Source organism: Clostridium disporicum, assembly GCF_001405015.1.
GTDB lineage: Bacteria > Bacillota > Clostridia > Clostridiales > Clostridiaceae > Clostridium > Clostridium disporicum_B.
In genome coordinates this window covers 14,800-29,904 of sequence record NZ_CYZX01000010.1, presented here as the reverse complement: position 1 = coordinate 29,904, position 15,105 = coordinate 14,800, and the positions used below count along the sequence as shown (strand labels likewise).

Genomic DNA, 15,105 nt, shown 5'->3' with positions numbered 1-15,105 from the left:
CACATGGGATTTTTCACTAGTAATAAAGACATGGGTATAGACTTAGGAACAGCTAATACTTTAGTTTTCGTAAAAGGAAAAGGTGTAGTATTAAGCGAACCTTCAGTTGTTGCAATAAATAGCGATACAAAAAGACCTTTAGCAGTAGGTGCTGAAGCGAAGTTAATGATAGGTAGAACACCAGGAAATATAGTAGCGATTAGACCTTTAAAAGATGGGGTTATAGCTGATTTTGAGGTTGCTCAAACAATGCTTAAGAAACTTATAGAAAAAGTTTCAAGTAAAAGTGCATTTACAAGCCCAAGAATAATAGTATGTTATCCATCAGGAGTAACAGAAGTTGAAAGAAGAGCTATCGAAGAAGCAGCTAAGTTTGCTGGAGCAAGAGATGTTGTTCTTATGGAAGAACCAATGGCAGCAGCTATTGGAGCAGGTCTTCCAGTTGGAGAACCTACAGGAAGTATGATAGTTGATATCGGTGGAGGAACTACTGAAGTAGCTATTATATCTTTAGGAGGAATTGTTGTAAGCAAATCTTTAAGAGTTGCTGGAGATGAATTAGACCAATCTATAATAGCATACGTTAAAAAAGAATTTAACTTAATGATAGGTGAAAGAACAGCAGAACAAATAAAGATGGAATTAGGTTCAGCATATAAGATTGATGAAGAAAATGCTACAATGGACATTAAGGGTAGAGATATGATAACAGGACTACCTAAGATTGTAACAATTTCTGAGGATCAAGTAAGAGAAGCTTTAAAAGAACCTGTATACTCAATAATTGAGTCTATAAAAACTACGTTAGAAAAAACACCACCTGAATTAGCAGCAGATATAATGGAAAAAGGAATTATGCTAGCTGGTGGAGGAGCTCTTTTAAAAGGCTTAGATGAATTAATAAACCACGAAACAAATATGCCTGTACACATTGCTGAATCACCACTTGATTGTGTTGTTTTAGGAGCAGGAAAAGCACTAGATAACTTCGATGAATTAAGCAAAACACAAAGAGGTCAATAATGAAACCTTTTAAGAACAAACTGGCAGTAACTATTATAGTACTGTCAGTTACATTTTTAGGCATAATTATTTTTTCTGTTAAAAACGGATCTGATAGTATATCTAGTGGCATAGGAGCAGTGGTTAGCCCTTTACAAAAAATTGTTTATAAAGCAAATGATAAATTAAAAAGTTCTGTAGAGTTTTTTGTGAATTTTTCTAAAGTTAAACAAGAAAATGAAGAACTTAAGATAAAAAACTCTGAATTAGAAAATCAAATGATTGAATATAAAGCTTTAAAAGATGAAAATGAAAGATTAAGAGAAGTATTAAATTTTAAAGAAAATAAGAATAATTATGATTATATAGGTGTTAATATAATTGGATATAGTGGGGGAACTGTATCTAATGGGTATATAATTGATAAAGGAACTAACGATGGCGTTGAAAAGGATATGATAATAATAAATTATCAAGGACTTGTAGGGAAGGTTACGAAAGCGGAAAGTAATTACTCTATAGTTGAGACTATATTAAACGAAAATATGGCAGTTTCAGTAATGGTAGATAGTACACGTGAAACTACAGGGATTTTAAGAGGATATAAGGAAAATAAAAATGAAGACCTTGTTAAGGTTTATAATTTGCCTATAGATTCAGAAATTAAAGAAGGTGATGTTATTTTAACATCAGGATTGGGTATGATATATCCAAAAGAAATAAGGATTGGTGAAGTTGTTTCTGTAGAAACAGATAATGTAATGGTCATGAAAAATGCTTTAGTTAAACCTTATGTTGATTTTAATAAGTTAGAGGAATTATTTATAGTAGTTCCGAAAGATAAAGTAAATGTTAAATATGATTAAGAGGTAGCTTATGAAAAGAATAGTTATAGTAGCTATAGCATTATTTTTGTTAATATTAGAAAATACAATACTTCCAAGTTATAGTATAATGCAAGGATATCCAAGTATATTATTTGTATTTGCCATAGCTTTTTCTATAATAAATGGAAAAAAAGATGCCATGTTTATTGGAATAGTTAGTGGGGTATTACAAGACTTATTTTTTATTAATGGATTTGGGATAAATTTGTTGGTTAACTTTCTTTTATGTCTTTTAGCGGCAAAGATTGGAGAAGGAATATTAAAAAACAATAGATTAATTCCTGTTATATCGTGTTTCATTATATCAATATTAAAAATCATAATGATAGCTATATTATTTATAGCTTTCGATAAAAAGGTAGATTTTAATATGGCCATAGTAAGTGCAGTATTAAATACTATAGTAATGTTAATTGGGTATAAATTTGTTTTAACTACTTCTAAAAAGTTTTGGAAGAAAGATGAGTGGAGGTTTAGATGATAGTAAATAAACCGAATAAGAAGAAAAAAGGGTCAACATATACTGTATTTTATGTAATTATGGCCGTTATTTTTAGTGTTATAATTGGCAAGCTTTTATATCTTCAAGTATATAAACATCAAGATTATAAGGAAAAAGCTGATACCGGGTCCACTAGATTTATTTCGGAAAAGGCTCCAAGAGGTATTATTTATGATAGCGATGGTAATGTACTAGCTACCAACAAGCAAAATTATGTATTAACATATATGCAAACAGACGAAGCGGATAAGGCTTTTTATTCTTCAATGAGCAAGATATTTAATATATTAAAAGAAAATAATGAAAAGTTTTTAGATGATTTATTATTAAAAATAAATTCTAGTGGAAAGTTCTATTATAATTTTAAAACTTCTGATACTGAAGCACAAAAATTAGTTGAATTAAGATTTAAAAAGGATAGAGGTCTTAATGATTTAGTACAAAATACTTTGTATAAAGATCATAAAGGAGATTTTACAGATGAACAGTTAAATGCTATAAATGATGCTCTTTTAAGTATTTCAATAGATGATACATTTTATTATTTAGTCGATAATTATAATCTATATGAAATGCTTCTACCAGAAGGATATACAAGTGCTGAAAAAAAAGCTTTAGCAAATAGTTTTGTAGATACTACAATAGATCAAACATCTAAAAATAGAGATTATGTGAAAGAATCTGTTGAGTATGGTAAAAGAGTAACTGAAGAACTATTAAAGGAGTATTCTTTAGAAGAAATAAGAAACTACATGGTTGTTAAAGATGCTATTAAAATGCAGAGTTATGAAGGATATAAGGCTGTTACTATAGCTAATAATATTAAACGTGATACTGCATTTATAATATATCAAAAGCTTAGTGATTTACCAGGAGTAGATGTTAGCTTAGAGCCGGTAAGATACTATCCTTTTGGAAATTTAGCTTCGCATATATTAGGATATGTTTCATCTATTACAGGGTCAGAGGAAACAGTATATGAACTTATGGGATATGATTCATCTACTGACTTAGTTGGAGCTTCAGGAATAGAGGCTGCTTTTGAAGATCAATTAAAAGGTAATAAAGGTGGAACAACTGTAAAAGTAAATTCACAGGGAAGAGAAACAGAAACATTATTTCAACTAGAATCTTATCCAGGTAATAATGTTCATCTAACTATAGATAAGGATGTACAATACGCAGCACAAGAAGCATTAAAAGATACTTTAGAAAGAATAAGACAAACACAGCCAAGTGCTACAAGAGGTGCTGTAATAGCAATTGAAGTAAAAACAGGAAGAGTTTTAGCTATGGCTAGTTATCCAGATTATGATCCAAATGATTTTGCGATAGCTGGAGAGCTTAGTGATGAAAAATATGAGCAGTACTTCAGTCCGGATTTGACTAAGTTTGGAACTGAACATATCAAGAAAACAAATGCAACAAAATCTTTAGATGAGTTATTTCCTTTAAATGAAGATGGTTTAAGAGAAGATTTTTATGATATTTATCCTAGACCTATGTTTAATTACGCTACTTTGGGAAAAATACCTCCAGGATCAGTATTTAAGCCATTAACATCTATTGCAGGACTTATGGAGGGAGTAATTACTACTACAGAAAGTATGAATGATACTTCAGGTTGGTGGGAGAGAGATGGATTTGGAGCTGAAAACTTCCAACATAAAGTTAATGGGCCTACTGACCTTAGATTAGCTTTACAAAAGTCTTCAAACTACTTCTATTATGAGACTGGTTACAGATTGTGGGATAAAAATGGAAGAGATGTTGAAGCATTAGATTCTTTAGCAAAGTATGTTTGGAAATTTGGATTAGGTGTTGATCCTAATTCACCACAAGCGTCTAACCCTAGCACTGGAATAGAGATAGAAGAAGGCTTTGGGCAAACATATAACTTTACATCTTGGAAAAATAAAATAATTGATACACCTATGTACTCATTAGTAGAATCCCTACAAAAAGGAGTTTCAAGTTCAGGACAATATATATTTATTCCGTTAGATATATCTAAAAATGAAGATGATTCTGAAGAACTTAAAAATGCAAAAGAAGCAATAAAAAATAAGATAAAAGAGATTCTTCAAAAAGTTGGTACTGATGAACAGATGAATGATTATACTGAAGTTGCTAACTTGATGGCTCCAGAGATAAAAACATTTATGAAAGTATCTGATAAATATAAGCAATCAGTTACAGATTATGAAGCGAAAACAGGTAAAAAAGTAGATTCAGATGAACAAGTAGATTCAGTATCAAATGCTATAGCAGAGTATATTATAAGTGAACAAACAACGCAAATAACTTCTTTTGCTCAAATAGTAATGGATGCTATTGGTCAAGGGATGAATAACCTTACTCCACTGCAATTAGCTAATTATGTAGCAACATTAGCTAATGGAGGAGAAAGACATAAAGTTATGTTAGTTGATAAGATAACTTCTCCAACAGGTGAAATTATTCAAGAATTTAAACCTGAAGTTGTTGATAACTTAGAAATACCGAGTGAATATTTACAAGCGGTTAAAGAAGGTATGCGTAGAGTTAATACTAGTTCAGAAAATGGTATGGCATATCAATGTTTTGGTGAAGGAAACTTCCCAATAGCTGTTTGTGGTAAGACAGGTACAGCTGACTTTGGAACACAAGAGCAATATGATGAGCAAGGAAGAAAACCATATGGTAACTATATAAGTTTTGCACCTATGGATGATCCTCAGATTGCTATATTTAGTACATTATATGATGGAAATAAAGGTAGTGATGGAGCTCCAATTCATAAGGCTATTTATGAAGCATATTTCAAAGATGAGTTGTTAAAACTAAATCCTTCATACGCATCTAACTCTGAAAGCTTTGTTAAGTATGTGCAAAATGCACCAAAAGACAATACTAGTGAAGCAGAGGGAAATGCTACTGCGGAATAAAAAATAAAAAAATATAATAATAAATTTATTACAAATCACTTATTTTGTATGATTATACTACAAAATAAGTGATTTTTTATGAAAAAAGTAAAAAATAGTTAATAGACATTATATTATTAATTGTAAATATATGCTATAATTTAAAAGATAATTTATTTAAAAAGTTTGTATTAAATTGGTGGAGGGTAACCAATGAAAGATAGCAGAATACAAGTTAGAGGTAATAAAGAAGGTATAAACGCGATAATTGATATAGAAAAGTTTGCTACCTTTGATGAAGTTATTGAAGCTTTAGTAAATACTTTATCTATAGGAAAAGGATTTTATAGAAATTCCATAGTAAAGCTTACAGCTAATTTTAAACATGTTACCGAGTCAGAAATAGCTAAGCTTAAGGATGAACTTTTTGATAAAATATGTATAAGAGATTGCGTTTTTGAAGACATAAGTATAAAAAAAGGGGAAGATAATAAGGTTTTTAATGGAATTTATGAAGGGAAAACAAAATTTATAAAGAAAACTGTAAGAGGTGGACAATTAATTAATTACCCGGGAAATATTGTGATAATAGGCGACATAAATAGCGGAGCTGAAGTCGTTGCAGGAGGAAATATAATAGTATTAGGAAGCATAAAAGGACAAGTTAGGGCTGGATTTAGTGGAAATGAGAAGTCAATTGTCGCTGCATTTTCTCTGCAACCTGAATTGCTACAGATAAGTAATATAGTAACTATATCACCTGAGGATGGGATTAAACCTTCTTATCCAGAAGTTGCAAAAATTAAAGATGGAGCCATAGTGGTGGAGCCATATTTACCAAATAAATATATATATTAAATGTGGAGGGATAAAAATGGGAGTTTCTATAGTTATTACATCAGGTAAAGGTGGAGTAGGAAAGACTACAACTACAGCAAACCTAGGTACAGCATTAGCTGCTTTAGGTAAAAAAGTAGTAGTGGTTGATGGAGATACCGGTCTTAGAAACCTTGATGTACTTATGGGGTTAGAAAATAGAATAGTTTATACGATAATGGATGTTATTGAAAATAGATGTAGATTAAAACAAGCTTTAATAAAAGATAAGAGATATCCAAACCTATGTCTTTTACCTACAGCTCAAACTAAAGATAAAGATGATATCAGTACTCATGATATGTTAAATATAGTAAATAACTTAAAAGAAGAATTTGATTATGTTTTAATAGATTCTCCAGCAGGTATTGAGCAAGGATTTGAAAATTCAGTTGTTGGAGCTGATAAGGCAATAGTAGTAGTTAATCCAGAAATTACTTCAGTTAGAGATGCTGACAGAGTTATTGGAAAGTTAGATGCTAAAGGCTTAGAAGACCACGCTGTAATAGTAAATAGATTGAATTATGAAATGACTAAAAAAGGCGATATGCTTGATGTCCCAGATATAATTGAAACTTTATCGGTTAAGCTTTTAGGGGTTGTGCCTGACGATAGAGGAATTACAGTATCAACTAATAAAGGTGAGCCAATAGTATTAGACCAAGAGTCTAAATCAGGACAAGCCTTTAGAAATATTTCTAAGAGAATTATGGGTGAAGAAGTTCAATTATTAGATTTAAGTACTGAATCAAGTGGATTCTTCTCAGCTTTTAAGAAGTTATTTAAGAGAAGCTAGGAGGAGTGAGGGGTTATGAATTTTTTAAAGGTATTTTCAAACAAAGTTACACCAAAAGAAGTTGCAAAAGATAGATTAAGATTGATACTTATACATGATAGGGGATCATTAGCTCCAGAGATGTTAGATAAAATAAGAGAAGAAATACTAGAGGTTATTTCTAAGTATATAGAAATAGATGGTGAGGATGTTGATATATCCTTTAACAGAGCCGAGGATGAAGAAGGGAATAGTGGGCCAGCACTTGTTGCTAATATTCCAATAAGGAACTTAAAAAGTAGATAAGTTTAATAATTAATAGATAATAATTTAGAAGTCAGTGTTATCCTGGCTTCTTTTTTAATATATATTTATTATTTAAGTTAGAGTAATGTATTTTATTGTTTTATGATTTTATATACTTATTTGAATATCTTTATTAAATTTTTATTAAAAAGAATAATATAGAATAAATATTTATGGAGAAAAAAGTAGAAATAGGATATAATAAAAAAATACTAGAGAATGTGGAGGTCAATTAAATGATAATACCATTATCTCAATTTAAAATGGATAAAAAGAAATTTAAAGAGATTGATAAATGGATGCTTTTTTCAATTGTAACAATTGTATTATTTGGGATACTTAATATATATTTAGCTACAAAACCTTATGCTTATAATACTACATATGTAATTAAACAGTCATTATTTTTCGGGGTATCTTTAGTTGCATTATATTTAATAATGGCGTTAGATTATAGTATAATTAAAGGATTTACACCATTGTTTTATTGGGCATCAATTGTGCTACTAGTGCTTGTATTAATAATTGGTAAGGCGGTAAATGGTGCACAAGGATGGATTAATTTAGGTATAGTATCATTTCAGCCTGCAGAGCTTGCTAAAGTAGCAACAATAATGATGATGGGTAAAAAGCTAGAAGATATGGATGGCAATATAAATAATTTTAAAAACTTCTGTATATTAGCTGTTTACGCTATAATACCGGCAGCTTTAATAGTAATTCAACCAGATATGGGAATGACGATGGTTTTATTCTTTATGGTTGTAGGAGTATTTTTTGCAGGTGGATTAGATAAGAGAATAATCATCGGTGGTCTTACTGGATTAGTAGTGGCAATTGTTCTTGTGTGGAACTCAGGATTAATTCAGCCATATCAAAAGATGAGAATTATATCATTCCAAAATCCAGAGGCTAATAGTTCAGAAGAAGGATATCACTTAAGACAATCATTAATTGGAATAGGTTCTGGAGGTTTTTTAGGGACACATAATTCATTGTCTAAAGATAGTGCTGGTGGCTATGCATCACAGTATGTTCCAGAAGTTGAAACTGATTTTATATTTGCTCAAATTGGTGAGCAATGGGGCTTGTTAGGAGCAGCATTTTTACTAGCTCTTTATGGGATATTGATTTGTAGGATGATAGCTATAGCAAGAGATTCAAAAGATATGTTTGGAAATATAGTAGCTATAGGAATGACTTCATATTTACTATTTGCTATATGGCAAAATATAGGGATGACTATAGGTTTAATGCCTATTACCGGAATAACTCTTCCTTTAGTTAGTTATGGAGGAAGCTCACTTCTTACTACAATTTTATCATTAGGATTAGTTTTAAATATTGGTATGAGAAAAAAGAAATTATATTTTTAGATTTAATAGAACTACTTTTTAGTAGTTCTATTTTTATTTATAGAATAATGATATAAGTTATATTTTTAGTTGAAAAAAAATATAATTAAATAAGCAATTTTTTTAGGAGGAGAGATGAGTAATTATAGCTTTCAATATAAAGAATATTATGAAGGACTCAAGAAAAAGCATAATATAAGCAATTCCAAGAGTAAAATTAGTTATGATGAAGATATTCCTATATATAGAGGTAGTACTGTTTATTCAAAAAATAGAAGAAATAAAAATGAAAGTTTTATTTCAAATCTCTTAATGATGCAGCTTGTAGGAACAATGATGTTATTTTTATTTGCTTTTGGAGGAAAATATTCAACGAATGATGATATTAGACAGTACTATACCAAGTTTAAGTATGGTATAGAACAAGAGTATACATATGCAAATGCTAATGTTAATTCGAAAGAAATAAAGATAGAATCCATAAAAAATAAATTTTTAGAGTCTATTGATTGGATTAAAGAAAAATTAATAAATGATGATTTTACGTATTAAGTAAAATCATTATAGGAGGGACAGTAATAGTAAGGATTTGATAGTGTGAAATTTAAAAGATGGAAGCAGATATTACTTTCAGAATTTTTGCTTGTAGCGGTATTGATTAATATCGATAAAACATTTCTTTTATCGTGTATATGTATACTAATTCATGAATTTAGTCATATTTTAGTTGCAAAAATGAAGGGAAGTAAGTTTAATAATTTGCAGTTCCATATTTATGGAGCAAAAGTCGAACTTATGGATTTAGAAGAACTTACAAATAAAGATAAATTAATTATATATATGTCAGGTGCTATGTCTAATATTATTATTATGATAGTATCAGCGATATTGTTTAAATATACCAATAAAGAAATTTTTGAGATTTTATTTAAGCTGAATTTTGGTTTAGCTTTTTTCAACTTATTACCAGCATATCCGTTGGATGGAGCTAGGATAATGGAAATAATACTTTCAAGAAAAATTACTTATAAGAGGGCACAGAAAATAATATCTATAATAAGCTACACAATAGCTGCTTTTTTTATTTTGATATCAGTATCAGCAGCTATTTTTTTAAAGAAATTTAATATATCATTATTTCTTATAGGTATAATAATGATTGATATAACTAGTACAGAAGAAGAAGCAACCATGTATATTTTAATGGGAAATGTATTTAAGAAAAGAAGTAATATAATAAGAAATGGATTTATTGAGAATAGAACTATATCAGTATATTACAAACAAGGCCTAGTAAAATTGCTAACTTATATTGATAAAAATAGATTTAATAGCTTTTATGTATTAGATGATGATATGAAATTAATATATGTATTAAATGAAGATGAACTTGTTGAAGCTTTGAAAATATATGGAAACATATCCTTAGAAGATTATGTTAAGAATAAGAACGATAGTAGTTAGTTTACTTTTAGATAGAGGATATGCTAGAATGTTAACAGTTGATAAATGACAAGTGGTAAATGGAGAATGGCAAATAAAAATATGAAACTGTTTATACAGTTTCTTTATGTTTTTTATAAATAGTAAGAATTTTATTGTGTAGATTCTATACTAATTTATAATTTGCCATTTGCCATTGATAATTTGCCATTAAGCTAATGGAGGTATTTATGAATAAAATAAGCGATGATATTTTATGTAAAGTTGAAAAGCCTGCTAGATACGTTGGGGGAGAATTAAACCAAGTTATAAAAAATCCAAATGAAGTTGACATAAGATTTGCTTTTTGTTTCCCAGATGTATATGAAGTAGGAATGTCCCATTTAGGAACTAGAATTCTTTATCATACAATAAATGAAAGACCAGATACATATTGTGAAAGAACTTTTGCTCCATGGCCAGACATGGAAGCTCTAATGAGAGAAAATAATATTCCTCTTTATACTTTAGAAACTAAAGATTCATTAGATAAATTTGATATATTAGGGTTCACTCTTCAATATGAAATGAGTTATACAAATATATTAAACATGTTAGATATGAGCGGAATAACTATAAGAGCTTCTGAAAGAGGCGAAGATGAGCCAATTATTATGGCTGGTGGACCTTGTGCATATAATCCAGAACCATTATACGACATCGTTGATTTCTTCGAAATTGGTGAAGGTGAAGAAATGATGAATGACGTACTTGATGTATACAAGAAGTACAAGGGAAAAGGACAAAAGAAAGAATTCTTAAGAGAAATATCTAAGATAAGAGGTATTTATGTTCCTTCACTTTATGATGTTACATACAATGAAGATGGAACTATAAAAGAATTTAAACCAAAGTATGATGATGTACCAGCTAAGGTTCAAAAGAGAGTAGTTAATAACTTTGATGCTGTATCATTCCCAGAGGAAATGATTGTTCCTTATACTGAAATAGTTCACGATAGAATAGTTTTAGAAACATTTAGAGGATGTACTAATGGATGTAGATTCTGTCAAGCAGGTATGATTTATAGACCAGTTAGAGAAAAGACTACAAATACTTTATTAGAGCAAGCTAGAAAAGCTGTTAAAGCTACAGGATATCAAGAGATATCATTAGCTTCATTAAGTACTTGTGATTATTCAGATATACAAAGATTAATAACTCAACTTGTAGCAGAACATGAAGATAATAAAGTTGGTGTGGCTCTTCCATCAATAAGAGTAGATGCCTTTGACGTTGATTTAATAAAAGAAATCCAAAAGGTTAGAAAAACAGGATTAACTTTTGCTCCAGAAGCTGGGTCTCAAAGAATGAGAGACATAATAAATAAGGGGTTAACTGAAGATAGAATTTTAGCAGCTGCTAAAAATGCCTTTGAATCAGGATGGAGCACTATGAAGTTATACTTTATGGTAGGACTTCCATACGAAACTACTGAAGATGCTAGAGGAATTGGTGAGCTTGCTGAGAAGATAGCTGATGTTTACTTTGCAACTCCAAAGGAAAAAAGAAGTAAGGGATTAAAGATTACAGTAAGTACATCTATCTTAGTTCCAAAGCCATTCACTCCATTCCAATGGGCTCCAATGGAAAAGCCAGAAATAGTTGCTGAAAGAATTAAGGCTGTTAAGGATTCTATAAATTCAAGAAGCATTAATTATAATTACCATGAGCAAGAAACCTCATTTATGGAAGCAGTATTTGCAAGAGGAGATAGAAGAACTTGTGATGTGTTAATTAAAGCATTTGAAAAAGGTGCTAAATTTGATGGATGGTCAGAATTCTTTAGCAAGAAGATTTGGGATGAAGCTATGGCTGATTGCAACTTAGATCCTGATTTCTATGTTTACAGAGAGAAAAGCTATGATGAAGTACTTCCATGGGACTTCATCGATATCGGTGTAAATAGAAAGTATCTTGAGAGAGAAAATGAAAAAGCTAAGAATGCAGAATTAACTAAGAACTGTAGAGAAGGATGTACAGGTTGTGGAATCAACGTAAACTTTAAGGAAGGGAAGTGTTTCGAAGGTGCGTTATGTAATTAAGTTTACTAAAGGTGAAGATATAAAGTTTATAGGTCACTTAGATTTAATGAGAACTATACAAAGAATAATAAGAAGATCAGGTCTTCCTATAGAATATTCAAAAGGATTTAATCCACATATGGCGTTATCAATAGCACAACCACTTTCAGTTGGAGTTTACTCTGATGGAGAATATTTAGATTTAGTTTTAACTAAAGAGTTAAAAGAAGAGGAAGTAGTAAATACATTAAATGAATTTGCGCCTCCAACAATTAAATTCATTTGTGCTAAAGGTATAGAAATAATAGAAAATGTAAAGAGATTACCTCAAACAATGGCACTTTTAGATGGTGCTAGATACACTATAAAACTTAAGTTAAATAGTGAAGAAGGTATAGCAGAAGCTATGGATTCTATGCTTAATGAAAAAGAATTTAATATAGTTAAAAAGACTAAAAAAGGTGAAAAAGAAACTGATATTAAACCTCTTATTAAAGAGCTTAAATATTGGGTTAAGGATAATGAACTTATAATAAATACTCTTATAGCTACAGGTAGTAGAGAAAATCTTTCAGCAGATCTTTTAGTAACTTATATTAAGAGTAAGGTTGATGGAATAAACAAAGATGCCTTTGTTAATATAAGAAGAGAAGAAATGTACTTATTAAAGAAGAATAAGTATGTTCCACTATATAAAGGCATTTAGGAAGTGGGAAGATGAAAGAAGTATTTGTTCTTAATGAAGAAGACTTTTTAAAAATTGCAGTAAAAGAAAATGGAGAATTAGTAGAGTGTATAGTTGAGGAACACTCTACTGACCCTCAAATTGGTGAAATATATAAAGGTAGAATAAAAAATATTCTACCTTCTATTAATTCAATATTTATTGATATAGGATTAGAAAAAGAAGCCTATATGTATTATAGTGATGAATTAAAAAGAGTTGGCGTGAAAAAAGGTCAAGATATATTAGTTGAAATTTTAAAAGAACCTATAGGTAATAAAGGTGCTAAGGTAACTCATAAACCAAGCATAGCAGGAAAGTATGCAGTATTAACTTTAGGTAGTGAAGGTATAAAGCTTTCTAAAAGAATTACATCATTAGAAGCTAGACAAAAATTAACTACTCTTATAAAGCCACCAAGAGATGTTGAAGTTCTTTTTAGAACTGACTCAGAAGAGGCAGAAAGTGAAGAAATTTTAAAAGATTTAGAGATTCTTTTTAAGAAAAAGGAAGAGTTAGAAAGAAAATTAAACTATTCAACTCACTTAGGAAAAATAGATAGTAATAATTTAATTGTAAGGTTTTTTTCGGAATTAGATAATATAAAAACTAATATAATTTGTGATGATAAAGAGCAAATTGAAATTATAGAAGGTTTTATAAAGAATAAAGATAATATATCTATAAAATATTATGAAGAAGATATAAGTCTTTTTGATTATTATGGAATCGAAAAGGAAATACTAAAGCTTAGACATAAGAAAGTAAATTTACCGAGTGGTGGATATATAGTTATAGATAAAACTGAAGCTATGTATGTTATAGATGTAAATAGTGGTAAGCATACAAAAGCTAGAGATTTTAACAAAACAATATTTGAAACTAATATGGAAGCTGCTAAAGAAATTGGTAGACAGATTAAGCTAAGAAATTTAAGTGGAATAATAGTAGTAGATTTCATTGATATGAGAGATGATAAACAAAGACCTATCGTTATGAAAACTCTAAAAAAATCTCTAGAATCAGATAAAGGAAATACAAAAATATATCCTTTTACTGAATTAGATTTAATACAGATTTCTAGAAGAAGAAAAGGGAAATCTATATATGAGTATTTAGAAGAAGGGTGTAAAAAGTGTAAATCTAATGGATATATATTAAAACTATCCTACTTAGAGAATTTAATTAAAAATGAGATTTTAAGAGCATATAGAGAAAATTCAATAAGTGATTTTTACATCGAACTTGATGAAAGCTACGAAGAAAGTGTAAAAGAAGATTTAGTTGGTTTTTTAGCTAGGATAGATGGATTAGATAAAGAAATTTATTTAAATTTTATAGATAATCTTGAGGGGTATAACCTTGAACCTTTGATATTTTCAAGCCAAAAAGAAAATTACCAAAGTTACAAAATAAAAACAGTTTAAAAGTTATATAAATTTCTTTACAAGATGAATAATTTTGTGATAAAATGTCATAGTGAACCGCACATAGTAAGGTTTTAAATAAAACAAAGTTAAATCTTTGTACCTACATTGGCGAATCCGTAAATAGAGGAGGTGTTTTTAATGTACGCAGTATTAACTACAGGAGGAAAACAATACAAAGTTAGCGAAGGAGACGTAATATACGTTGAAAAGCTAAATGTAGAAGTTGACTCAACAGTTGAATTAACAGACGTTTTAGCAGTATCAAACGGTGAAACTTTAAAAGTTGGTACACCAGTTGTTGAAGGTGCTAAAGTTGTGGCTAAAGTAGTTGCTCAAGGTAAGGCTAAGAAAGTAACAGTTTTCAAGTACAAGGCTAAGAAGGACTACAGAAGAAAGAATGGTCACAGACAACCTTACACTAAGTTAGTAATCGAAAAAATCGAAGCTTAATTTAAGTTATGATTAAAGTTACTATTTTACAAAAAGGTAATTTATCTCTTGGATTTAAGATATCAGGTCATGCTTTATCAAGAGAAGAAATTGAAAACACTATTGGTGATGCATATGATTTAATATGTAATTCAGTTTCTGTTTTATCTCAAAGTGCTGTAATAGGCATGGAGGAAGTTTTAAAGCTTCCAGTAAAGTATGAAATAAATGATGGATATTTATCTTTGAATTTGTCTGAGCTTAATGATGATGAGATAGAAAAAGGGCAGGTTTTACTTAAGACTTTTGAAAAGTCTATGGAAAGCTTAATGATGTCCTTAGAAGCTAGTTTTGGTAAAAATAAACGGAATAAATATATAAATTTAAAAAATGAGGAGGTGTAACGA

General features: G+C 29.6%; 15 protein-coding genes. All 15 read left to right on the top strand.

Going from position 1 to position 15,105, the window contains the following annotated elements:
- The first annotated feature begins 3 nt into the window (after positions 1-3).
- The 15 genes from ARA56_RS08030 (at position 4) to ARA56_RS07960 (ending at position 15,102) form a co-directional block, all read left to right on the top strand.
- The gene (locus ARA56_RS08030) at positions 4-1,023 is read left to right on the top strand and encodes a rod shape-determining protein (protein WP_055265532.1); all 1,020 of its coding nucleotides are present in this window, start codon (positions 4-6) and stop codon (positions 1,021-1,023) included.
- Positions 1,023-1,868, top strand: coding sequence for a rod shape-determining protein MreC (gene mreC / locus ARA56_RS08025; RefSeq protein WP_055265530.1), 846 nt, complete (start codon positions 1,023-1,025; stop codon positions 1,866-1,868). The genes ARA56_RS08030 and mreC overlap by 1 nt, the downstream gene beginning before the upstream one ends.
- A 10-nt stretch (positions 1,869-1,878) precedes the next feature.
- On the top strand, positions 1,879-2,370 hold the full coding sequence (gene mreD, locus ARA56_RS08020) for a rod shape-determining protein MreD (RefSeq protein ID WP_055265528.1): 492 nt from the start codon (positions 1,879-1,881) through the stop codon (positions 2,368-2,370).
- Positions 2,367-5,318 carry a penicillin-binding transpeptidase domain-containing protein gene (locus ARA56_RS08015; protein WP_055265526.1) on the top strand — a complete coding sequence of 984 codons (2,952 nt, stop codon included), beginning with the start codon at positions 2,367-2,369 and terminating at the stop codon, positions 5,316-5,318. Before mreD ends, ARA56_RS08015 begins: the two co-directional genes overlap by 4 nt.
- Positions 5,319-5,510: 192 nt before the next feature.
- Positions 5,511-6,155 (top strand): septum site-determining protein MinC, encoded by a 645-nt coding sequence (gene minC, locus ARA56_RS08010; protein WP_055265524.1) that lies wholly within the window; start codon positions 5,511-5,513, stop codon positions 6,153-6,155.
- A gap of 16 nt (positions 6,156-6,171) precedes the next feature.
- Positions 6,172-6,969, top strand: coding sequence for a septum site-determining protein MinD (gene minD, locus ARA56_RS08005; protein ID WP_055265522.1), 798 nt, complete (start codon positions 6,172-6,174; stop codon positions 6,967-6,969).
- A 15-nt stretch (positions 6,970-6,984) separates the two neighbouring features.
- Positions 6,985-7,254, top strand: coding sequence for a cell division topological specificity factor MinE (gene minE / locus ARA56_RS08000; protein ID WP_055265520.1), 270 nt, complete (start codon positions 6,985-6,987; stop codon positions 7,252-7,254).
- 236 nt (positions 7,255-7,490) lie between these two features.
- Positions 7,491-8,630: a rod shape-determining protein RodA gene (gene rodA, locus ARA56_RS07995; protein WP_055265519.1), complete on the top strand. Its 1,140-nt coding sequence runs from the start codon at positions 7,491-7,493 to the stop codon at positions 8,628-8,630.
- Between the two features lie 114 nt (positions 8,631-8,744).
- Complete coding sequence (locus ARA56_RS07990; RefSeq protein WP_055265517.1) at positions 8,745-9,161, top strand: hypothetical protein; 417 nt, start codon at positions 8,745-8,747, stop codon at positions 9,159-9,161.
- Positions 9,162-9,206: 45 nt separating this feature from the next.
- Positions 9,207-10,073 carry a site-2 protease family protein gene (locus tag ARA56_RS07985; RefSeq protein WP_055265515.1) on the top strand — a complete coding sequence of 289 codons (867 nt, stop codon included), beginning with the start codon at positions 9,207-9,209 and terminating at the stop codon, positions 10,071-10,073.
- A 209-nt stretch (positions 10,074-10,282) separates the two neighbouring features.
- Entirely contained in the window at positions 10,283-12,136 is a 1,854-nt protein-coding gene (locus ARA56_RS07980; RefSeq protein WP_055265513.1) for a TIGR03960 family B12-binding radical SAM protein, read from the top strand.
- Positions 12,120-12,821, top strand: coding sequence for a TIGR03936 family radical SAM-associated protein (locus tag ARA56_RS07975; protein WP_055265511.1), 702 nt, complete (start codon positions 12,120-12,122; stop codon positions 12,819-12,821). The genes ARA56_RS07980 and ARA56_RS07975 overlap by 17 nt, the downstream gene beginning before the upstream one ends.
- A gap of 11 nt (positions 12,822-12,832) precedes the next feature.
- Positions 12,833-14,266 carry an Rne/Rng family ribonuclease gene (locus ARA56_RS07970; RefSeq protein WP_055265509.1) on the top strand — a complete coding sequence of 478 codons (1,434 nt, stop codon included), beginning with the start codon at positions 12,833-12,835 and terminating at the stop codon, positions 14,264-14,266.
- Positions 14,267-14,407: 141 nt separating this feature from the next.
- Entirely contained in the window at positions 14,408-14,719 is a 312-nt protein-coding gene (gene rplU / locus ARA56_RS07965; RefSeq protein WP_055265507.1) for a 50S ribosomal protein L21, read from the top strand.
- An 8-nt stretch (positions 14,720-14,727) separates the two neighbouring features.
- Positions 14,728-15,102: a ribosomal-processing cysteine protease Prp gene (locus tag ARA56_RS07960; RefSeq protein ID WP_055265505.1), complete on the top strand. Its 375-nt coding sequence runs from the start codon at positions 14,728-14,730 to the stop codon at positions 15,100-15,102.
- The last annotated feature ends 3 nt before the right edge of the window (positions 15,103-15,105 follow it).